At 44.0% G+C, this 20,940-nt stretch carries 24 protein-coding genes; 22 read left to right on the plus strand and 2 right to left on the minus strand.

Going from position 1 to position 20,940, the window contains the following annotated elements:
* The first annotated feature begins 5 nt into the window (after window positions 1–5).
* From DXC57_RS10935 to DXC57_RS11020, 18 genes are all read left to right on the plus strand, one after another.
* Window positions 6–458: a sigma-70 family RNA polymerase sigma factor gene (locus tag DXC57_RS10935; RefSeq protein ID WP_117498594.1), complete on the plus strand. Its 453-nt coding sequence runs from the start codon at window positions 6–8 to the stop codon at window positions 456–458.
* Window positions 459–1,075: 617 nt separating this feature from the next.
* Entirely contained in the window at window positions 1,076–1,435 is a 360-nt protein-coding gene (locus DXC57_RS10940; RefSeq protein WP_117498695.1) for a type II toxin-antitoxin system PemK/MazF family toxin, read from the plus strand.
* Between the two features lie 32 nt (window positions 1,436–1,467).
* Complete coding sequence (locus tag DXC57_RS10945) at window positions 1,468–1,815, plus strand: recombinase family protein (RefSeq protein WP_066545598.1); 348 nt, start codon at window positions 1,468–1,470, stop codon at window positions 1,813–1,815.
* Between the two features lie 19 nt (window positions 1,816–1,834).
* Window positions 1,835–2,230 (plus strand): hypothetical protein, encoded by a 396-nt coding sequence (locus DXC57_RS10950; RefSeq protein WP_118652600.1) that lies wholly within the window; start codon window positions 1,835–1,837, stop codon window positions 2,228–2,230.
* A gap of 243 nt (window positions 2,231–2,473) precedes the next feature.
* Window positions 2,474–3,592: a tyrosine-type recombinase/integrase gene (locus DXC57_RS10955; protein WP_118652602.1), complete on the plus strand. Its 1,119-nt coding sequence runs from the start codon at window positions 2,474–2,476 to the stop codon at window positions 3,590–3,592.
* 17 nt (window positions 3,593–3,609) lie between these two features.
* Complete coding sequence (locus DXC57_RS10960; RefSeq protein WP_118652604.1) at window positions 3,610–5,586, plus strand: site-specific integrase; 1,977 nt, start codon at window positions 3,610–3,612, stop codon at window positions 5,584–5,586.
* Window positions 5,567–7,069 (plus strand): site-specific integrase, encoded by a 1,503-nt coding sequence (locus DXC57_RS10965; RefSeq protein WP_118652606.1) that lies wholly within the window; start codon window positions 5,567–5,569, stop codon window positions 7,067–7,069. Before DXC57_RS10960 ends, DXC57_RS10965 begins: the two co-directional genes overlap by 20 nt.
* Entirely contained in the window at window positions 7,059–7,481 is a 423-nt protein-coding gene (locus tag DXC57_RS10970) for a DUF6262 family protein (protein WP_243101466.1), read from the plus strand. The genes DXC57_RS10965 and DXC57_RS10970 overlap by 11 nt, the downstream gene beginning before the upstream one ends.
* Before the next feature lie 15 nt (window positions 7,482–7,496).
* The gene (locus DXC57_RS10975; protein WP_117472700.1) at window positions 7,497–7,871 is read left to right on the plus strand and encodes a DUF6262 family protein; all 375 of its coding nucleotides are present in this window, start codon (window positions 7,497–7,499) and stop codon (window positions 7,869–7,871) included.
* Window positions 7,868–8,236: a DUF6262 family protein gene (locus DXC57_RS10980; RefSeq protein WP_118652610.1), complete on the plus strand. Its 369-nt coding sequence runs from the start codon at window positions 7,868–7,870 to the stop codon at window positions 8,234–8,236. Before DXC57_RS10975 ends, DXC57_RS10980 begins: the two co-directional genes overlap by 4 nt.
* Window positions 8,237–8,393: 157 nt before the next feature.
* Window positions 8,394–8,498 (plus strand): Flp1 family type IVb pilin, encoded by a 105-nt coding sequence (locus tag DXC57_RS10985; protein ID WP_118652612.1) that lies wholly within the window; start codon window positions 8,394–8,396, stop codon window positions 8,496–8,498.
* Window positions 8,495–10,429, plus strand: coding sequence for a DUF5702 domain-containing protein (locus tag DXC57_RS10990; RefSeq protein ID WP_207722851.1), 1,935 nt, complete (start codon window positions 8,495–8,497; stop codon window positions 10,427–10,429). The genes DXC57_RS10985 and DXC57_RS10990 overlap by 4 nt, the downstream gene beginning before the upstream one ends.
* Window positions 10,430–10,636: 207 nt before the next feature.
* Window positions 10,637–11,476 carry a hypothetical protein gene (locus DXC57_RS10995; protein ID WP_118652614.1) on the plus strand — a complete coding sequence of 280 codons (840 nt, stop codon included), beginning with the start codon at window positions 10,637–10,639 and terminating at the stop codon, window positions 11,474–11,476.
* A 45-nt stretch (window positions 11,477–11,521) separates the two neighbouring features.
* Window positions 11,522–12,085, plus strand: a complete 564-nt coding sequence (locus tag DXC57_RS11000; protein ID WP_118652616.1) for a prepilin peptidase — start codon at window positions 11,522–11,524, stop codon at window positions 12,083–12,085.
* A complete protein-coding gene (locus DXC57_RS11005) occupies window positions 12,082–12,474 on the plus strand; it encodes a hypothetical protein (RefSeq protein WP_118652618.1) in 393 nt (130 codons plus the stop codon). Before DXC57_RS11000 ends, DXC57_RS11005 begins: the two co-directional genes overlap by 4 nt.
* A gap of 13 nt (window positions 12,475–12,487) precedes the next feature.
* On the plus strand, window positions 12,488–14,008 hold the full coding sequence (locus DXC57_RS11010; protein WP_118652620.1) for a DUF6382 domain-containing protein: 1,521 nt from the start codon (window positions 12,488–12,490) through the stop codon (window positions 14,006–14,008).
* Between the two features lie 215 nt (window positions 14,009–14,223).
* Window positions 14,224–14,646, plus strand: a complete 423-nt coding sequence (locus DXC57_RS11015) for an HIT family protein (protein WP_022360422.1) — start codon at window positions 14,224–14,226, stop codon at window positions 14,644–14,646.
* Window positions 14,647–14,656: 10 nt separating this feature from the next.
* Window positions 14,657–15,214: an RNA polymerase sigma factor gene (locus DXC57_RS11020; RefSeq protein WP_118652622.1), complete on the plus strand. Its 558-nt coding sequence runs from the start codon at window positions 14,657–14,659 to the stop codon at window positions 15,212–15,214.
* A 100-nt stretch (window positions 15,215–15,314) separates the two neighbouring features.
* On the opposite strand, the gene DXC57_RS11025 is transcribed toward DXC57_RS11020, so the two are convergent.
* Entirely contained in the window at window positions 15,315–16,382 is a 1,068-nt protein-coding gene (locus tag DXC57_RS11025) for an undecaprenyldiphospho-muramoylpentapeptide beta-N-acetylglucosaminyltransferase (protein ID WP_118652624.1), read from the minus strand.
* Between the two features lie 175 nt (window positions 16,383–16,557).
* Here DXC57_RS11025 and DXC57_RS11030 point away from each other — a divergent pair, with 175 nt between their 5' ends.
* A complete protein-coding gene (locus DXC57_RS11030) occupies window positions 16,558–17,397 on the plus strand; it encodes a DUF4367 domain-containing protein (protein ID WP_118652626.1) in 840 nt (279 codons plus the stop codon).
* An 8-nt stretch (window positions 17,398–17,405) separates the two neighbouring features.
* Window positions 17,406–17,945 carry a DUF6147 family protein gene (locus DXC57_RS11035; RefSeq protein WP_118652628.1) on the plus strand — a complete coding sequence of 180 codons (540 nt, stop codon included), beginning with the start codon at window positions 17,406–17,408 and terminating at the stop codon, window positions 17,943–17,945.
* Between the two features lie 191 nt (window positions 17,946–18,136).
* On the opposite strand, the gene DXC57_RS11040 is transcribed toward DXC57_RS11035, so the two are convergent.
* Entirely contained in the window at window positions 18,137–18,385 is a 249-nt protein-coding gene (locus DXC57_RS11040) for a TIGR03905 family TSCPD domain-containing protein (protein WP_022360027.1), read from the minus strand.
* Between the two features lie 381 nt (window positions 18,386–18,766).
* Between DXC57_RS11040 and DXC57_RS11045 the strand changes: the two genes are divergently transcribed.
* Both DXC57_RS11045 and DXC57_RS11050 read left to right on the plus strand, forming a co-directional pair.
* Window positions 18,767–19,465 (plus strand): 5'-methylthioadenosine/adenosylhomocysteine nucleosidase, encoded by a 699-nt coding sequence (locus tag DXC57_RS11045; protein WP_118522876.1) that lies wholly within the window; start codon window positions 18,767–18,769, stop codon window positions 19,463–19,465.
* A gap of 302 nt (window positions 19,466–19,767) precedes the next feature.
* Entirely contained in the window at window positions 19,768–20,853 is a 1,086-nt protein-coding gene (locus DXC57_RS11050; protein ID WP_022360025.1) for a hypothetical protein, read from the plus strand.
* The last annotated feature ends 87 nt before the right edge of the window (window positions 20,854–20,940 follow it).

Below are 20,940 nucleotides of genomic sequence, written 5' to 3' on the forward strand. Positions count from 1 at the left end.
AAGCTATGGCAAAGCCATATAAAATACCAGATTTTAGAAAAATGTATCCGGAAGCCAGCGAGGAAGTCATCGCTGTTTTAAGAACAACAGAAAGAAAAATGCAGTATCAGGAATATGACTTAAAAAGAGCGAGGAATATTGTGGATCCGAAAACAGGAGAAGTAATGACGGTTCCAAGCAGAGAAGATTCTTATGAGAGGCTGCAGGAGATGGCGGTACAGTTTCCAGAAGAAGACGATGGTGTGGAGGATCAGATCTTACAAAAGTTGGAGTTTGAACGGTTACATAAAGCAATTTTGACACTTTCAAAAGAGGAGCAGTGGCTGATCCATGAACTTTATTTTGAAAATCAGACAGAGCGAGAAGTAGCAAAACAAATGGGTGTCTATCACAATGCAGTTCATAAACAGAAAAAGAGGATTTTGGAAAAACTCAAAAAAATATTAGAAAAAAATTGATTTTAGGGTGTGCAAAATCTTCTGCCAGCGTGGAAGAAAGTGAAGGGGATTGATTTCCTCTTCTGTTCCTTGGCAAATACTGTTTTGACAGTCATATCCGGCAATACAGATACTTTAGTTGTTCAGCCCAAAAGGAGAAGCACAGAGGAGAATCCGCCATGACCACCTGCAGACGGTCAGAGGGTCTGTCAATAAGATGACATCAAAGGTGCAGAGCGGGAACGATTTGTCCTCAAAGCAGTCTATGGCAGGCTGCCTGCAACGACCTGAACAGCCTATAATGATACTTCCGTCCAGTCACAGCCCCTTAAGAAGGGATCACGCAATGAGGGCGGCTCGGAGAGATCCTCGGAGGGGATAAATCCCATGACAGCCATGAGCCATGGCTGGTTTGCATTGCCGCCCAGAGAGAACAACAGGATCACTTATGAGTGTTCCTGTTGGTATCCGGTTCCGGGAAGTAGTGTCGAATAGGAGCCGGTGAAAATGAAGAACAAGTGATTTTATAACAGAAACTACGGTGACAGTCTTATGCAGAGGATTCATACCGAATCAATCACAGAATAAGGCTGTCACTGCCCTTGTGTTATAAAGTCAAAAGGGAAAGCGAGGTGAACATCACGATAAAAAAAGGAGACATTTATTATGCAGATCTGACTCCCGTTGTTGGTTCTGAACAGGGAGGGATCCGCCCGGTTTTGATTATTCAAAATGATATTGGTAATTATTACAGCCCAACCGTAATCGCTGCAGCAATTACCAGCCGATTTCAGAAGCATTCCATTCCTACTCATATTCAGCTAGAGCAGGAAGTAAGAGGACTTCGTAGAAATTCGGTCATCTTGCTGGAGCAGGTGCGTACCATTGATCGTATGCGACTGAAACGATACATAGGAAGCTTGAATGGGAGCATGATGCAGAAGGTGGATCGGGCTATACTCATCAGCTTTGGATTAAAAGAACAAAATCGGGCATAGAATGGTGTTTGGATGTTTGACAGGAGGCAGGAATGGAACAGAGAAGAGGGGCATGGATTTATTGTGCGATTGATGCACCGGATGATACCCATGACACATTGAAAGAACAATTTAAACAGTTGATTGATTATGCAGACCAGATGGAACTTGGAGTGGTCGGGAGCTCCAGTGATGTAGGAGCAAAACCACTTTGGGAGAGAAATGGATTCCGGCAGTTTGTAAGCCAGGTTCAGAAAGGTAGTGTGAAGGTGCTTTTGATTATGAATAGGAACTGCCTGTCTAGGTCTTCCATGCAGCTGGCAAGGGTACAGATTTTGCAGGAGAGCCATGGAGTGCGTGTTTATTCCCCAATGGAGGGAGAGATTGGATTCAGCCATTAAAAATAAGGAGAAGCTGGCAATGAAAGCAGAAGATAAGAGGATGGTGGAACGGATTATGGGTACAGGTACGATGGGGTATGCCTATGAGTATCCATATGGTGGAGGAGCCAGAAAAGAGTATATGTTGGCACTGACTCCGGAAAATCTGGCGAACTTTATAGGTGCAAGAGGATGCGAAGCAGAAAAAATTATTATAACTGACATAGCGGACAGGCTGGTTGTGAACATCATGTTTGGAATGTTAGATGTTTGTCCTAATCAGAAGTTATGTAGGAGAATTGTGCAGCATCTGTTACCGATTCAGATGGGAGAAAAAGAGGCAGGTAAAGTGTTAGCTGTGGATCGGAATGTGTCAAATCAATACTTTGCTATGGAAGATGAAGCAGTTACGATGGCAGAATACCAGATGTTATAGGAATTACTGGGTGGATGGGAGAATGATAATGATTGGAATATTGATTATTGCAGTGGTCGGAATTATTGGATTTTTGGTAACTGTAGGTATTGCATTTGGAGTGGCAGGGAGTTATCAGATCGATTAAAGTTGTTTGTTGGTAATGCTTCGTTTGCAAAGAAAAGATTGTTGCATTGTGTGATAGCTATGAGAAGAGTAACACGGTATACTGTGTATAGCGTTAGAGGAAAGGAGCAAGGTAATATGGCAAGGTATATTGTGGATTCTCAGATAGATAATCACGAAAAATATTATTTCATTCGTGAGCAGGAGAGCCAGGATATAGTGTTACTGCCCTCCAAGTATCTAATGCATAAAAAAAGATCAAAATTGTCACCTAATACTATCAGAAGAAGTGCAGGAGCCATTTCATACTATCTGAATTATATAGATGAGACTGGCATCCAGTTAGATGATGTATGGGAGATGCCATATGATAAGCAGCAGGAACACTTTACAGACTATTTGATATGGTTACGGGCAGGATTGCATAGTGGAGATAGTTACAAAAAGAAACCATATAATGAGACCTGTAATGCGTATTTAAAAGAGGTGTTCCGATTTTATAGATTTTCTGGACAGCAGGATGAATCTATAAAGCAATTAAAAGTCCTCTCTGATATGAGAATTATTGTACATAATTCAGTGGGAGTAAAAAGGACATTATACCGGAATACATTTCATGGATATCTACAGGAAAAAGGACATATAGGGAAGACCATAGAGCAGGATAAGATCGTGATTTTATTAAAGGCATGTGCCAATTGTCGCGATCAAATCCTGCTTTTATTATTAGCAGAAACGGGATTTCGCATCGGGGAGCTTTTGGGAGTCCGGTATGCGACAGATATTGATTATGAGAGACACTTACTGTATGTCAATTTTAGAGAAGATAATGAAAATGGAGCCAGGGCTAAGAATGCAGAATACCGGAAGGCAAAAATCAGCGATGCCACCTTTGAAATTCTGCAGTTTTATATAGAGGAATATAAAGACCTTATTTTCCAGCAGGAGTACTTGATTATTAATATTTCGGGAGATTATGCTGGAAAACCGATGCAGGACTCAGGCGTCTATGCATTGATGGAACGGCTGCAGAAGAAGACTGGGATTAAAGTAACACCACATATGCTGCGGCATTATTTTGCAAATGCTCGCCGGAAGGCTGGATGGAAGTTGGAACTTATTAGTCAGGCACTTGGGCATCGAAATATAGAAACAACGATGAGATATTTAAATATATCGGATCAGGAGTTGATTGATGTCAGCGATGAATTTTATAGAAAACATCAGTCCATTTATGAAATCGACAAATTACTTTAGGGAAGGAGGAGAAGCATGTGCCTGCATTAAGATTATTGAATACGGAATCACAGGATAAAGCGGATTATCTTCATAACCAGTTGACAACGGATATAAATGTACCGAGTACATACTGGGAGTGTGCAGAGTCTTATCTAAAAGGTGTAGGAATATATGATGTTTTTCTTATAGAAGAACAGGATTTCCGTAATTATAAAATCTTTTTGCATGAAACGGGGAGCTTTACAAAGAAACAGGTGTTTGAGCGAACTGGATTCTTGAGAAATTTGCAGAAGGCACTTATCCGGAATGAGTATAAAGAATTGCTGGATGAAATTGAGCGGTGCAATACAGTGCAAGAACGCTTGAAAGGAAATGTTAGGAATTTTTTGATACGGCAGGGAATTCATCATGTAAGGGAAATTGATTATAGAACCAGAGAACTGTATGAAAGTGAGTTACGTAGGACAAAAACTTTCTCTAAAAGCCTTGAATATTTGAAGACATTGGATCGGATCAAACAGTTTGACATCCGAAAAGAAATGGAAACACTTTCTGGAAGAAACAAAGAACAGCTCAAGTATGAAGGGCAAGTGATTTTTCTTCCCTACATACCAGATCAGGACATAGGGTCAGATTTTGATTATATCCAGGATAAAAGCGAACTGGTATGGGATTTTAGCCAAAAGGCATCAGAAAATTTAAAAAGGCAAATTTTTCAGATTTTATGCTATGCCTTGAGGAATATAAAAGACAGCAAGGATCGCAGAGTGCGTTATCTACTTCCTTTAAGGTGGATGTATGAGTTTTGCATAGAGGAAGGAATTGATGATATCGAGCGTCTTGAACTGGAGCAAATAAAGAAATTGGAAACAATTGTAGCCAGGAAAGTTGTAAATGTGAAGAACAGTATGCAGATTGTGGATAACAGTCGCAAAATACTATTTATGAGTGGAAAAGAAATTCACTGGTATGCAAATGTCTGGTATATGGAAAGGTTCAATTTTGCACCAGAGCGTGTAAACCCAAGTAATCCTGTTCAGCGACTCAGTTTTTACGAAGTGACGAATGAGAGAAACAGGGAATTGCTACAAGAGTATATGAAATATCAAGTAGGTATCAGTGATTTGGCACTAGGAAATATACGAAGTCAATTGTGTTACATTAAAAAATTTCTAGTTTACTTTAATACAATAGAATCCATATGTGAAATTACGGAAGAACAGATAGCAGAGTACTTCAAGCTCCTGCAGGAACAGGAAATTAAGGCAGAAACAGTAAACAGGCAGATATTTGATGTTCACCGATTTTTTGCATACTTAAAGGTTAAAGGACATATCAAAGGGCAAATTTTTGATCAAAACTATTACAGCCAGAAAGTCTACCCATATCACCATGATCGAAGTGTTCAAGAAGATGAGTATATGGAAATATTAAAAAGGCTGAAGTTTTTTCCAGAAGTACAAAGACTTATTTTCCTAAATTTATGGGCAACAGGATTACGGATCAGTGAGGTGTGTACATTAAAAGGAGGTGCATATTATTGGGATGGGGAAGATGCATGGATTAAGGTTTATCAAATTAAAATGAAAGCGGAAAAAATGATACCAATTTCATTGGTGCTTTATCGAATTATGAAAATTTATATAAAAAAGCATCATATCAAACCCACAGAGTTCCTTTTTAAATCAAAGGATGGTGGGGCATATAGGATTGGTACATTTGTTAAAGGATTCAAAGCAAGTTGTAAGAAGTATGGAATACATATTTCGGGCGAAACATTCAAAACGCATGATTACAGGCATACATTGGCAAGTAGTTTCTATGATGATGGAGTGTCTATTCAGACGATCCGGGATTACCTAGGGCATAACAATGAAAATATGACAAAGCAGTATATAGACTATATGCCTAAACGGATCGAACAGGCAAATATGGAATATTTCAATCAGACAGAAAATCTTCTTGCAACGGGGATTATTCCAAAGAAGCGGGGTGAAAAAACTGGAAAATAAGATACATATCTATGAATTAGACTGCTATAAGAATGCGGCTGAAGAACAGAAAAAGAAGATGAGGGTTCGGAAAGAACGTTACTTTGACCTGGAAGGACTTCCATCAGAAGAAGTAAGAAAGCTCCTGGAAGACTTTGTCTGGGAAAGAGGAAAGAAACTTGCTCCAAGTAGTTTGGCGTCCGAAATACTATATTTTAATAATATTCGGTATTTTCTTATAGAAAAGAATATTAAAACATTAAGATATGAGGATGAGAATAAGGTTATTTTGCAGCTAAAGAGCTGGATGATGGAGCAGGGATATGCCCTTACAAGTAAGAAGTATCGAAGCGTTTATGAAATTGTAGCAACAGAAACACCTGGCATAGTAAAGCATATGAAGAAGATTCTGAGGTATTCTCAGAAGGATGAGGAGTACTTAGAACAGGATAGAGATGTGTGGGAATTGGATAAGTTTGAATTTCCTCTTCGCAGCAATCCGATAAAGAATGTAAAGACTATAAATTTTAAAGGAATCAGTCAAATAACAATCCGAAAAGAAGTTAAAACAGTAGTTTTTATGCATTTGAAATATATGGCAATAGGAAGTATTACGGCTGAAATGGTAGCGACTAAAAGGTTTTGCAGATATCTGGCATTAAGGTATCCCAAGATTAAATCATTACTAGATTTGACACGGGATATTATGGAAAACTATTTGACCTATCTTCAGACAGAGGCAAAAGAGAGGAAAAATTATCGCTCTGATTTATATGGCTTACGAAGAGTGATTGAAGATGTGGGAAATCATTATGATAGGCAAGATATCAAAAACCTATTTATAAGTACTGATTTTCCTAGCACACCAAGATATCTATTTAAGTTTTATTCGGATGAAACCATAAAGAAGCTGAATGAAAACATTTTTCAGATGGATGAACAAATAGCGAGGGCATTAATCCTTCATCAGCTGCTGGGAACACGAATTTCGGATACGCTTACACTAAAAACGGACTGTTTGAGCATAAGAGAAAATCGATATTTTATACGAATCGAGCAGGTAAAATCAATCACATTTGAAAAAGCAATTAGTGATGAAATAGCACAGCTTATTATAAAGTCAATTGATTATACCGAGGAACATTATGGAAAGACAAAATATATTTTTGTAAAAAAAGAGGATCCATCGAGACCATTTCAGTATAGCATGCTTCAACATCGAGTCATGCAGATGATTAGGAAAAATGATATTCGGGATGAGAATGGAGAGCTGCTGAATTTTGGAACACATACATTCCGACATTGTTATGGGAAAAAGCTGACAGAGATGCATATCGACGACTGGATGATCGCAAGGCTTTTGGGGCATAAAACATTACAAAGTGTACATCATTACCGAAAGATTGGGAACAAGATAATGGCGGATGAAACGAGGGCAGTCAGAGAGAAAATCGATATGATTTTAATGGATGTGGTAAAGGAGTGGGATGGATATGAAATATGATAAGATGATAGCCGTTAATAAAGCTGAGAGTGAACAGAAAATAAAAAAGGCGATTCGGGCAATAGATGATATGGGTGCCAGAGGACTGCCGATTTCTGTAACAGAATTGGTTCGTTGGACAGGTTTATCAAGAGGATTTTTTTATAAGAATGAGCAAGTCCGTCAGAAACTGGAGGAAGCTATTAAACAGCCACGGCGGATAGATGTACAGCAGTCATCTGAAGAAAGAAATATTGCAGGTCATAATTTTCAAGAATTGAAGAAAGATTTTAACAGCTGTCAGTCAGAGAATCAAAGGTTAAAGGTTGAAAATGAGCAGCTTCTTCAAAAGTGCAGTATACTTCAAAAAGAGGTGGACACGCTGAAGAAACGGTTGGATCGAAAGGAAATTGCATTGTTAAAAAAACTATAAAGGTTGTGATTAAGGATGAAAGCAAATAAAATCATCGAAATGAGCCAGGAAAAAAGCAGGCAAAAAGTAAAACTGGCAATGGATGAAATTCAAAGAATGCGTAATGAGGGCGAAAGGATTACAGTTTCCGGATTATGCAAAAGAACAGGTTTATCTAACTCGTTTTTTTACAGAAATCCAAAAATCAAAGAAGAAGTACATAAAGCTGTTGATATTCAAAATCAAAGCTATAAAATGAACATAGACGAAGTGGAACTCCTTGATGAGTATAAGGAAAAATTGTTAGCTATGAGAATCGAAATTATAAAGTTGAAAGCAGAAAATCAAAAGCTAAAATCAGAGTTAGATTTTTTGCGAATACAACAGGAAGGTGTGAGTGATGTTAAATGAAGTATGATAAAATCGTAGGGCTCAAGAAACAGCAAGAAAAAGAGAATTTAGAAACTATTCAGAGAGAGATTGATGCGATGCTTCGAAGAAAGGAGCGGATATCAATTACTGCATTGGCAAAATATGCAGGGGTGGATAGGAGCTATTTTTATAGAAATTTGCAGGCCAAACAAATGGTAGAAGATGCACAATTGAAGCAGGGAGAATGTTATAATCCTAAAAAGGCAATTTTTGATAGAGCAACTGAGGAAGTTAATAAACAGCTGAAAAGACAAATGATTTTATACAAGAGACGAATTAAAGAGCTAGAGCTGCAGATAGAATTACTAGAAGAGGAAAATCAGAAGTTGAAAGAAAGCAAATAGGTAATTTTACATAAAGTAAGAGAGCAGACTTTTGGACAAGAGGATATCCAAGAGCCTGCTTTTTTACTAAATTAAAAAGAAAAATAATTTACACATCGGAGTGATGTGAAAGATGTGAAAAGTATTTTCAAGCATTCCGGGGCAGGTACTGGATTTTATGGTGGTGCTGATCGGTCTGGTCATTGTCTTTAAAAAGCAGATTAATACGCTTCTTACAAATATCTTTAAACAGATCAACAGCAAGTCGAAGGAGGTATATTGATCCGGGCAGAACGGCACATTGAAACAGAAAAGGAAGTTTGCGGGGAGATCACAGTTTTCCTGAGTTTGATTCTGACCTGTATCTGTGCGCTGATGGGCGGGCTGTTTGAGTCCGCCCGGGCAGCCGGAAGCGGCTGGTATATGCAGATGGCGCTCAATTCCTCACTGGATTCGCTGATGAGCTGTTATCACCGGGAGATTTGGGATAAATACCGGATTTTTGTGCTGGAATGTGCGGATAAAGAGCGCCTGGCGGCGGAGATGGAGCCGCAGATGGAAACATATCTGGCGGCAGCGCCCTTTTATCCGGTCAGCGGCGGCAAGGTACAGATCGAAGCGATGGATGAGATCACCGGGCATAAGGGGGATTTCTTTGCGAAGGAAGTTACCGATTATATGAAAGTGGGGGTCTGGACGCTGGAAAGTGAGGAGTCTGAACTGCCTGAGATGGAAAAACGGATGACGGAAGCAAGGGCGGTTCATGGGATTGCGGAAGGATATCAGGAAAATGGCAGAAAAGTGCTGCGTCTGGAAGAGTCGATCGAGGCGATCGGAGCCTGCCTGCAAAAACAGGAGAAACATCTGGAGGAGATGGAGGCAGCGGTCCGCCAGGCGGATGGAAGCTCGTTCTTTCAATCGGCGGAAAGCTTAGAGAAAGAATTAAAGCAGATTCCGGGGCTGGTTGCGGCGTATGAAAAACAGGCGGACCGGCTTGCGAAAGAATTGCAGGGATCGGAGCAGGGGGCGCAGGAAGCCCAGCCGGATCTGGAAGAAGGCTCCTGGGGCATGGTACAGGAGGAGATGCGGGGGTATCGTTCGTATTTGGATGCGGATGGAGCGCGCCGCCAGGAGGTAAAAAAGACAGAAGAGACGGCTCACGGAAATGAAGAGGTGGTTGCAGAAGCAGTCCGGAAAGGAAAGGAGATACAGGATTATATCGATGATTGGGAGCCTGACGATGAGGACGATGAGCTGGACGAGGAAGCGCTGTGGGCGCCGGTTCTGACGATCACAGCGGGTTTTCAGAAGGATGGACGTTTCCGGGTTCCGGCAGTCCGAGACAAGAAAAAAATGAATGTGCTGGAAGCAGTCAGCCGCCTGTCGGGGACGGATCTGCTGAGTCTTTGTGTGCCGGCGGGAACTGTGATTTCAGAAAACTGGATTTCGACCGCGGCATTTCCGTCGGCGTTGTATGCAGGCGGAGAGAGCGGAAAGCGGGGGACGACTGGGGATGTCTGGACAGCGGGGCTTGAACGGGCTCTTTTAGATGCGTATGCGGCGCATTTTTTTACCCGGTTCGGGCAGGAAAAGACGGGAAGTGTCCATTATGAGCAGGAATATCTCTTACAGGGAAATGCGTCGGAGCGGGAAAATTTAAAACGCACCGTCAATGAACTTCTGGCTGTGCGCGAGGCGGTGAATCTGGCAGCTTTATATGCGGATTCTGAAAAACGGTCGGAGGCGGAAGCATTGGCGCTGGCAATCACGGGGCTGGCGGGAATCACACCGATCACGGCGGCGGCATCCTTCTTTATCATGACAGTCTGGGCGTTTGCAGAGTCGGTGGCAGATGTGAAGGTTCTGCTGGCGGGCGGAAAAATTCCTTTTTTCAAACAGCCGGGGGAGTGGCAGATTTCGCTTTCTGCTCTGACGGAAAAGGGCGCGTCCATCTTTCTGGAAACGGGGACGGATCTTTCATTGAAAAACGGGACAGACGACAGAGGGCTGGACTACCAGGACTGGCTGAAACTCTTTTTTCTGATACAGGGAAAGAGCCGTTTCTGTTACCGGATGATGGATATGATTCAGAACCGCATTTCAGAAAAAGAGCCGGGATTTCGGATGGATCAGTGCCAGTATGGGGTAAGTGTGTCCTATGCGGCACAGGGAACGTTGATACCGCTTCGTAGAACGTCCCAGAAGGAATATTAAACACAATTACAGGGGAGTGGAGGACAGTGTCCTTTTTCAGGAGATGATGCAAGTGAATGTGCCTCTCCAAGTACATAAAGAAAGCCAGTAAAAAAGATGATGACAACTAACCTAACAAAACGAATAAATGAAAGTATCTGTGCGGTCGGGATACCCGTCCTTCGGCGGCATAGAGCCCAAGTAACAAAACGACCCTGGAAAAGGGCATTGTCCTCTGCTTCCCTGTGTGCGAGCCTGACGATTGAGGCGACGCTTAGTCTGACATTGTTTATGTTTACGGTGATTCTCCTGTCAGTTCCGATGGAAATACTGGATACTCAGAGAAAGGTGCAGACGGTGCTGGAAGTGACGGGGCGGGAACTGGGATGGCAGGTGTATCGGACATCCCATACGGTGCATCCGGCAGAAATGGAGGCGGGAAAAGCGGCAGAGGCAGGAGAAAAGGGAACGGGGGGCTGGTCAGAACTTCCGTCCGGGCTTATCCTGCAGGGATATTTAAAGGAGAAGATTCAGACAGCGGGCGGGAACAAAGTGTCCAATATCCAGTGTGGTGCCAGCCGCGTATCGGAAGATGGAGAATGGATTGACCTGCGCGCCTCCTATCAGGTGCGGCTGCCGTTCTCGGTATTTGCGCTTGACCATGTGACGCTTACTTCCCGGAGCCGGAAGCGGGGATGGATTGGGGCGGAAGGCGGGTATTTCTCAGAGAAAAACGCTTCAGAACCGGAGGAAAAATGGGTCTATGTGGGGCGGGACAGTACGCGCTACCATCTCTCGCCTTCGTGCCATTATATATCGAATCAGATCACCGCGGCTGCGTATGCAGATGTAATTTCGGGGGTGCTTAGAAACAGCGGGGGATGCCGTTATAAGGCTTGCAGATACTGTGGAAAGACGGTGTCGGCGGGAGGTCTGGTGTATATTCTTCCGTCCGGCGAGGTTTACCATGGAAAGCAGGACTGTTCGTCATTGGCATATTATGTGCAGAAGGTGCGGCGATCAGATGTGGAATATATGGGTGTGTGTTCATACTGTGGAAGTGGATAGGTGCGGATGGCGGAAAGAATCAAGGAGGGGTGAGAGGGCGGAGTGATGGAAAACAGTGCAGGGATAAGTTTCATGGGATTTACGCGGATGGATTTGGATAGTGCAGTATGTTTCCTCTGTGCGGTTGTTTTTTCCCTTTTTCTGATGGTCTTTTCCTGGCAGGATCTTCATAGAAAACGGATACGTGTAAGCTGGCTATATGGATTTGGAACGGCAGGAATGGTGCTTACGATGATACGGTGTGTGCTGTCGGTTATAAAAGATGGATGGGATTGGAAAAAAAGTGTGTTGCAGATAACGGTATGGCTTTTGGGAATGCTGCCGGGGATTTTTTTGTTCTGGATGGAGCGGCAGACGAAAGGTGCGGTCGGACTGGGAGATGGCTGCTTTTTTCTGATCACTGGGTGCTATCTGGGGGGATGGCGGACGCTTGAACTTTTGATGGGAGCTGTATTTGTGAGCAGTCTGGCAGGAGGTGTCTGGATGCTTACGGCACTGCTTGGCGGAAAGGGGAATGGTCTATGGGAGAAAATGCGGAAAAAGAAGCTGCCATTTCTACCGTGTGTGCTTCCGGTGTGGATTTGGATGCTGATAGCATCTCTTGGATGAAACGGGAGGTTTCTGCCAGTTATACGGTGGAAGCCTCGTTTGTGATGACGGTTGCATTCTTTTTTATCGCGGCACTGTTAAATGGGGTGTTTGAGGTGCATGGCAGGATTACGGGGCGTTTTGTCCTGCAGGAGGCGATGGAACGGTGCCTGTATCGGGAGGAAAAAACGTTGCGGGGAGATGGAATGACTGTGGGGGAGATAAGCAGCAGAGCTGGACAGCGCCTGTGTGGATTCTTCCGGTGCGGGGATGCAGTTTTGACGATCCGGGAAGATGGGGGAGACTTGGACGGAAGGGTAAAGAGCAGTACAGAGACGGAGATATCCCTGCGCGGACAGGAGCCGGAGCGGGCGATCCGTTTGCTGACAGTGTTGGAAAATGCAGAGTGATGGAGGATACGGGATGGAGATTCGGTATAGCCGGGAAATGAATCATAATTATATGATAATCGAAGCGCCGGAGGAAGAAACGGGCTATGCGGTACAGATGCTGTCGGCGAATGCCATCGAAGGGCTTTTGAAGTTCCGGGTCCGCCAGACGGAGGAGGCGAGAGAATATTATTATGAGATAACGTCGAGACAGCCGCTTAGACGGGTGTTAGAAAAACGGACCTTGTCGGGACAAGAACTCCGGTCGATTCTGCTTGGTGTGCTGGCGGTTCTGAAGCGGGTGGAAGAGTACCTGTTAAAAGAGGAACAGCTTTTGCTGGATCCGGAATACCTGTATCTGGAACCCGATCATTTTACTGTGGAATTATGTCTGGTTCCGGGGCATCGGGAAGAGGCGCCGCAGGCGCTCTCAAAACTGCTGGGGTATCTTCTGGAACGTGCGGATCATCAGGATCGGGAGGCTGTTGTATTAGCTTATAATCTGTACCAGATTAGTCTGCGGGAGAATTACGGAACGGCAGATCTGCTGCGCCAGCTTTCGGGGGAAGATCGGATCTTTTCGGCAGAAAAACGAAACGAGGATGAGGGGGATCCTGAGACGGCGGGAGTGTGGGCGGATCGGCAGGAGTGGATTGAAGCGGAGCAAAATCGGAGGGATACGTTGAAATCTCGATCTGGGAAAATGGCTTCTGACACTCAAACGCCAGCCAGGAAGGATTGGAAATATAGGCAGGAAGCGTTGTATCAGGAGAAAACGGTGAAAAAGAACCTGGAGCCGGTAGAGAACTCAGATGAAGTGGGGGAAAAGTCTGAAAGGACAGGTGGAAAACAAAAGGGACAATGGCAGAACAGGTGGATAAAGGTACTTGGAAGCGCGGTGGCAGCTGGCATTGTGTATTGGTACGTGACGGGAGAAATGGATGTATGGCTGTATGCAATCAGCGGCGGCATCGGGGGAATCGTGTTTTTGAGGGAGATGTTGGCAGCCCGCAGAAAATGGCAGGTATATGGTGGCAGGAAGAAAAATCGAGGTCAGGGAGAGGATAGAGAGGAAAGCACGGAAGTGGATCTATCATATCAAGACTGGCAGCAGACAACGCCTGAAAACCGCTGGCAGGTCTATCCGGAGAGTGAAGAAGCTTATCGGCAGGAACTTCGAAGAGAAGAAGAAGCACAGATAGAGCGGGCGAGAGAAGCGGGGACTACGCTTTTGTCTGCCTCAAAGAATGGGGAAGGAACGGTGCGCTTAGAGCCGGTGGAAGCCGGAGGAACAGTGATTCAGATTTCCTATATTCCATTTACACTTGGAAAACATCCGGGGCTGTCGGACGCATGTATTGACCGTCCGACTGTCAGCCGTCTTCATGCGCGGATCGATCAGAAGGAGGGCGTATACATTCTGACAGATCTCAATTCAACCAATGGAACATCGGTCAATGGCTATCCGCTTCAGGCAAATGAAACAGTCAGTTTGGGGAATGGGGATTCCATTTATTTGGCGGATGTCGGATATAAATTTTGGGAACACCGATAAATTATCTGAAAATATGAAATAATAACCAAAAACACGAAATTGATGTGAATTATTTTGCAAGTACATCAATTTCGCGTTTCTGCAAATTTACATAGAACAAGCCCTGGGGATATGCTATAATAAAGGCACTTGACATGGAAGTTTCAAGCCAAGTGACAAAAGAAAATACCGCTTTTCCAGTGAATGGAGAAGCATAGAGAGAAGGGGAGACCGACATGACAGACAAAGAATGTATTTTTTGTAAGATCGCTGGCGGAGAGATTCCATCCTCAACGGTTTATGAAGATGAAGATTTTCGTGTGATTCTGGATTTAGGACCGGCATCGAAGGGACATGCGCTGATTCTGCCGAAGCAGCATTTCAAAGATTTATGTGAGCTGGATCCGGCGATTGCGGCAAAAGCTCTTCCATTAGCTGGAAAGATTGGTGCGGCGATGAAGAAAGCACTGGGCTGCACGGGTTTCAATGTGGTTCAGAACAATGGCATATCCGCAGGACAGACTGTTTTTCATTTCCATGTACACATTATTCCGAGATATGAAAATGGACCGGATATGGTGACATGGGCGCCAGGAAAAGCAACGCCGGAAGAGCTGGCAGAAATTAGCAGCTCCATCCGCGAAGAACTGACGCGATAGGAGTTTGGATATGCACCATGAGAATGAAAAAATGGCGCTTTTTGAAGCGCTTTACAGAGAGTACCTGGTACCGCTGAAGAAATATGCGTATAGAATTGGAGTAGGGTACGATGACATTGAGGATATGGTGCATGAAGCTTTCATTGAATATTACAAGCGCTATGCGTTAGATCTGGATCATAAAGTGAAGTTGGTTTTACTGATCCGCATTTTACGGAGCAAGTGGATCGATAACCGGAGGCAGATGCGGCGCCGCGAGATGCTGCATCTGGAAGATCCGGATGCGGAAGAAGAGATTATGAACCTTCTTTTGGAAGGGGAGATAGGAATTCAGCTTCTGGATCAGGAGGTTATTGATAGGGATATCTATTGGAACGTATGGAAGATTGTCAAATCTATGAAAAAGGACTGGCGGGATGTTTTGATTCTCCGTGTTCTGGAGGGATTGACGGCGGAAGAAGCCTGTGCGGTTTTGAAAATCAAATCAACGGTATGCTGTACACGCCTTTACAGGGCAAAAGCAGAACTGCAGAAGCGCGTGTTGAGGGCAAAGCTATTTGATATTTAAAAATCACATCGAAGCAGAGCCGTTTCGAATCTGTCCGATGTGATGATAAGCTTACATATTCAGTGTTTTAGTCTTGTACTATACAAACATAGCAATGCTACTAACTGCGTGTGCAATCATGAATCAGCCCCATGATGGTTTTGACAGCATTGTTTAAGTGGCTTTCAGACATTTTATCAATGAACTGCTGGCGATTTTTATAGGTCTCTTCGATTGCCTGGCTGAGAGTATCTGCGGTTAAAACTTCTTCTTCCAGAACGGTGCTGAATCCCTGTTTTGCAAAGGAGTTGGCATTTAAGATCTGGTCGCCGCGGCTGGCAGCAGCCGACAGAGGGATCAAAATGTTCGGTTTGCGGAGTGCCAGAATTTCGCAGATGGAATTTGCGCCTGCGCGGGAGATGATCAGATCTGCCGCTGCAAAGAGATGGCGGAGTGGTTTATCCACATACTCATACTGAACATATCCTTCGGTGCCGATGAGAGACTCATCCAGATTGCCTTTTCCGCAGATATGTATTACCTGATAGGTTTTCAGAAGCTGCGGAAGAATGCTGCGGACAGCCTGATTGACCGTGACGGAGCCGAGACTTCCGCCGATGATCAGGATTACCGGCCGATCGGCAGAAAGATGGGCGTACTGGAGTCCCGCCAGACGATCCCCGTGCAGAAGCTCTTCACGGATCGGGGAACCGGTCAGAACCGCCTTATCTTCCGGAAGATATTTAAGTGTTTCCGGAAAGTTGCAGCATACCTTGGAAGCGGCTGGAATACAGATTTTATTTGCCAGTCCTGGGGTCATATCGGATTCATGGATGATGACAGGCACTTTATAATGCTTGGCAGCCAGAACGACCGGAACAGCGACAAAACCGCCTTTGGAAAAGACGATATCCGGTTTGTATTTTTTCATAAGCTTGCGAGCCTCAAAGTATCCTTTCAGAACGCGAAGCGGATCTGAAAAATTCTTAAGGTCAAAATAACGGCGCAGTTTTCCAGATGAGATTCCATCGTAAGGGATGCTGGCTGCCTCGATCAGGCGGCGCTCAATGCCGTTATAAGAACCAATATAGTGAATCTCAAAGTCTTCCTCGCGCAGTGCCGGAAGCAGGGCGAGATTCGGTGTAACATGACCCGCAGTACCACCGCCGGTCAGAATGATTTTTTTCATAGTAGTTTCCTCCACACATCAGCCGCTGGTTACGGTGTGAGGGGACAACCATAACCTGAAAACAACTGTTATTATGCTTTATCATACCCGCAAAGGGTTACATTTAGTATAGTAAACGGAAAAAAAGAAAAGTCAACCTAAAAGTTAGAGGGAGGACAGATAGGAGGGATAAAAAGTGAGCAGAAGCCGGCGCGGGAAAAAGGCTGGAGAAGATGCAGAGCGCCTGCTGCAGGAAGCGTTTGGAGTCAGCGAAGATCAGCTGTTGAAGGATTTTATCCTTGCACAGACGGAAGTAAAAGACAGCGAGATACCTCCAGAATCAGAAGACGGCTTTGAGAGGTTGATGGCAAAGTTAGAAGCGGAGGTGGGAACAAGCCCGGAAAGTGAAAAAGAATCATCCAGCGAGAACATTATCAAACTGCACGAAGAAGCTCGCAAACCACGCCGGTTGAAATCGATTGTGAAAGTCTCTGTAGCTGCCGCCGCTATCGCAGTGATGGTTGTGGCGATGGGGATTTCGGCTGGGGCGAAGAGGGAGTATCGGTATGTGGTGCGGGAGAAAGATAGAGTACAGAATAAGAGTGTTTTAAATAATGTGGATGTAGTTTTAGCAAATGATAAATTGGAGCAGGCATATGCGGAAATAAGTCAAAAAACAAATATACAACCTTTAAAATTAGCATATATACCTAGTGGCATGAAGTTTGTAAAGGCAGATATAGGAAAAACTTGGGCTACACTTTATTTTGAATATAATCAACATTGGATAAAGATATTTCAACGAATAGGAGAAGTTGGAAATTCTGTGAATGTTATATCCGATAGAAAGAAAGAAGAACATGTTTATAATGATTTGTTAAAACAAACAGTTTATATTGAAGAGGCAGAAGTTGAGAATGCAAAAAAAGAATATAGTTCATGTATTGTAAAAAATAATATTTATTATCAAATTTCAGGAGTTATGTCAAAAAAAGATTTTAAAAAAATAGTTGAAAATTTAATTTTAGAAAAGTAGGAGATTTTATGAGAAAAAAATTATATACATTAATATGTGCAGGGTTAATTATGGCGGCAAGTGTTATTACGGTTCATGCGGCAGAAATGGAAAGTATTAATGGAGTTGCGATTGAAACGGCAGATTATAATAGTACACATTTAGTTGATGAGAATACATCAGAAGGAATTGCTCGAGGAGTAGAGCAGAGAGGAAGAATCATTGATACAGCAATATCGAGTATTAGTAATTTAGGAAAAGGTGATGTTGGGATTTTTATTCAAACTTTAGCTCATATAGAGTGCGATAAAATTAAAAATATTGCGATATTACAACGATTAGAAGATGGTGATAAGTGGGTAGAAGTTTCTAGATATACTTATGATGCTAGTAAAGAAGATTTTCCTACAGAACCATTGGTTGGAATGACTAATGATTTTACAGTAAAAAACCAGAAGACGGGTTATTATTATAGAGTGGTTGGCGTCCATTACGTTGAATCAAATGGAAAAGGGCAGTCTTTCATGACCAAAACAGATGGAATCAAAATTACCGAATACGGCGACTAATTCTAAACGGGGACAGTGTTACTAAATCTATATTTGCAACACGAAATAGTATGAAAAAAGCGATCACATAAATACCCCCACCTGCAACCATCCAGGAATTTTAGATTCAAAATTCCAGATGTTTTCAGGTGGGGGTTTTAAAATGGTTTTTCACTATGCCGGCGGGTCTGAAAGAATCTACCAAAAGATACTTATTTCACGTTCGCCTTATACTCCTTCAAGGCCTGTGCCAGCTGATCCGGGCAGGAAGTTGGGCGGAAGCCGCACTGGATGCCTTCGATGCGGGAGATTGCCTCGTCAATATCCATACCATCGATCAGGCGGGCAACGCCCTGTGTGTTGCCGGAGCAGCCGCCGACGAACTGCACATTCTTTACTTTATTATCTTCTACTTCAAAATTAATCTCACGGGAACAGACTCCCTTTGTCTTGTATGTCATGGTAAAACCTCCTCAAAATGGTATGTGTTTTAATCTGCTGTGGCGGGAATCCACCGCAGTAAAATGATTATAGTCTGTCAGCAAAGGTGTTGTCAAGATAACAAAAATCCAGTATACTCATGAAAAGATACGGTGTTACTGTTTGTATAAGGTATACATGGTAACGATGCGGCTGCGCTATTATAAAGTAAATGAACGATTTTCAAATGAAAAATGATGGTGCAGGCACACACTGACTGTAGAGCCGAGTCAGCCAATGGATTTGAGGAAAGAGATGCAGGGGTATAAGCGCAGAAGATCAAACAGTAAGAATTTCTTTTTCTATAAATCTATAAAAGAAAGGCAGAAGAATAAAGAACAGAAAAACAGGAGGACAAACAGATGTTAGGAATCATCGGAGCGATGGATGAAGAGGTGGCTCAGATCAAGGAGAAAATGACAGATGTCACCGTGACAAGTGTAGCCGGTATGGATTTTTATCAGGGCAAACTGGGCGGAAAGGACGCGGTTGTGGTTCGCTCTGGTATCGGCAAGGTAAATGCGGGTATGTGCAGTCAGATTCTGGCGGATCGGTTCCATATCAGTGCGATTGTGAACACAGGTATCGCCGGTTCCCTGCGCGCGGAGATTAACATTGGCGATATCGTTGTATCGACGGATGCGGTGCAGCATGATATGGATGCGAGCGGATTCGGATATCGGATCGGACAGATTCCGCGTGTAGATACCTTTGCATTTGAGGCGGATGAGAAGCTGCGCGAGCTGGCGATTGAGTGCAACCAGAAGGTAAATCCGGAGATTCAGGCATTTCCGGGACGCGTGGTAAGCGGAGATCAGTTTATCTCGGATAAGGCAAAAAAGGAGTGGCTGATCGGGCAGTTTAGCGCAAGCTGTACCGAGATGGAAGGCGCAGCGATTGCACAGGCGGCATATTTAAACGGAATCCCGTTCCTGATCATCCGTGCCATTTCGGATAAGGCAGATGACAGTGCGGGTATGGATTATGCGGCATTTGAGGCGCAGGCGATCAAGCATTCGGTAAACCTACTGCTTGAAATGGCATCCCGGTATGAGGCATAATGAGTCATAAATATGATTCACAGACGGAATTTTTAACAACCAGAAATTTTGCATGATACGCATTATTAATACCTATTAAAAATCGAATTAAGGCAGAATTTGACGAACGATTTTCCCCTTTCTCATCTTCACAAAGACTCTTTCGGCGGCTATAATAAAGCCACGATGCAGGCGGGATTTGACAGACGCAAAAAACAGAATGTGAAAAGCAAATTGCAAGAGACAAACTGCGAAGCGCCTAAACCTGACCTGTGGCAAGCCACCCGGAAGTGATCCGGAAGTAGAGAAAGGGGAGCTTTTTTATGCTGGAATTTTTACAAACTGGAAAAGCGCTGTCCGTTCTTGCGGCAATCGGAATGATCGGATTTGTCAGCAAGTTGATTACACGGAGCCTCTACAAAAGATTATTAAAAGAAACTGACAATATGGCGATGACCCGGAACAAGAATCTTCAAAATCTGAAGCAGCGGTTGGAAAATACCTGCCGTCTGGGACAGAACATCGTGAACACGCAGGCATATCTGGACAAGCAGATTGACGGATTTTCATTTTTACATATTTCGCTGGATGCGTGGAACGGCGTGTCAATGGAAATGGTGCTTTTAGGGCTTCTGACCGGAGCAGCGGAGGCATTTCTGGCATACTGGTATGAGCTGGATGCGAGCTATATTGTGCTGTATGCGTCGGCAGCTGTCATGAGCGGTCTGTTTCTGGCATTTATCGAGAGCTGTTTCCAGATTGACCAGAAACAGCAGCGGCTGGAAACGGCGCTTTTGGAGTATGTGGATAATTCGGTGTTTCTTCGGGCGGCACGTGAGAAGGAGACACGCGGACAGGAAATGTCCGGAGCTTCTGGTGTATCCGGCGGAATTGCTGGCGTGGACTCGAATGTGCGGGAAATGCCGAAATGGCTGCAGAGTACTCTGCGGGCAGATCGCGGCGTGAGTGGTCGGGATGGTGCTGAAACGGATAACCGGGATCTGGGAGAAACGGAGTTTGAAAAAGGAAAATCGCGGACAGCGATGAGAGTGAATCCGTTCCGTGAGCGGGATGCACGGGCACAGAATCTGATGCGGGCAGTTCGCACTGCACCGCGCGAACCGGAGGAACGGGACAAGCATGAGACAGATGGGCATCTTACGGATCGCCGGATGGTATCAGGAAATGAAACGGAAAACAATACGGGTCCCAGGCAGGAAGCGAAGGAGCGTCCCGGCGACAAGGAAATGGAGTATTTGAAGCAGAGCCTCGACCAGATTGCAGCAAGCCGGGATACGCGGAAAACACGAAATGGCGAGGCAAATGCGGGTGACTGGATGAAAGGTTTGAGCCGCGAGGAGGCGCAGGTTCTGGGGGATATTATGAGGGAGTATTTATCGGGGTTGTAAATGATGATTCCAACTGAAAACTGGTTGCACACGGGTGTCCAGATTGCTATAATAAAGATAAGTTAAGTTTTTGACAAAGTAATCACG

Origin of the sequence: Clostridium sp. TF06-15AC (assembly GCF_003481165.1) — a bacterium.
In the GTDB taxonomy this organism is placed as follows: Bacteria; Bacillota; Clostridia; order Lachnospirales; family Lachnospiraceae; genus Otoolea; species Otoolea fessa.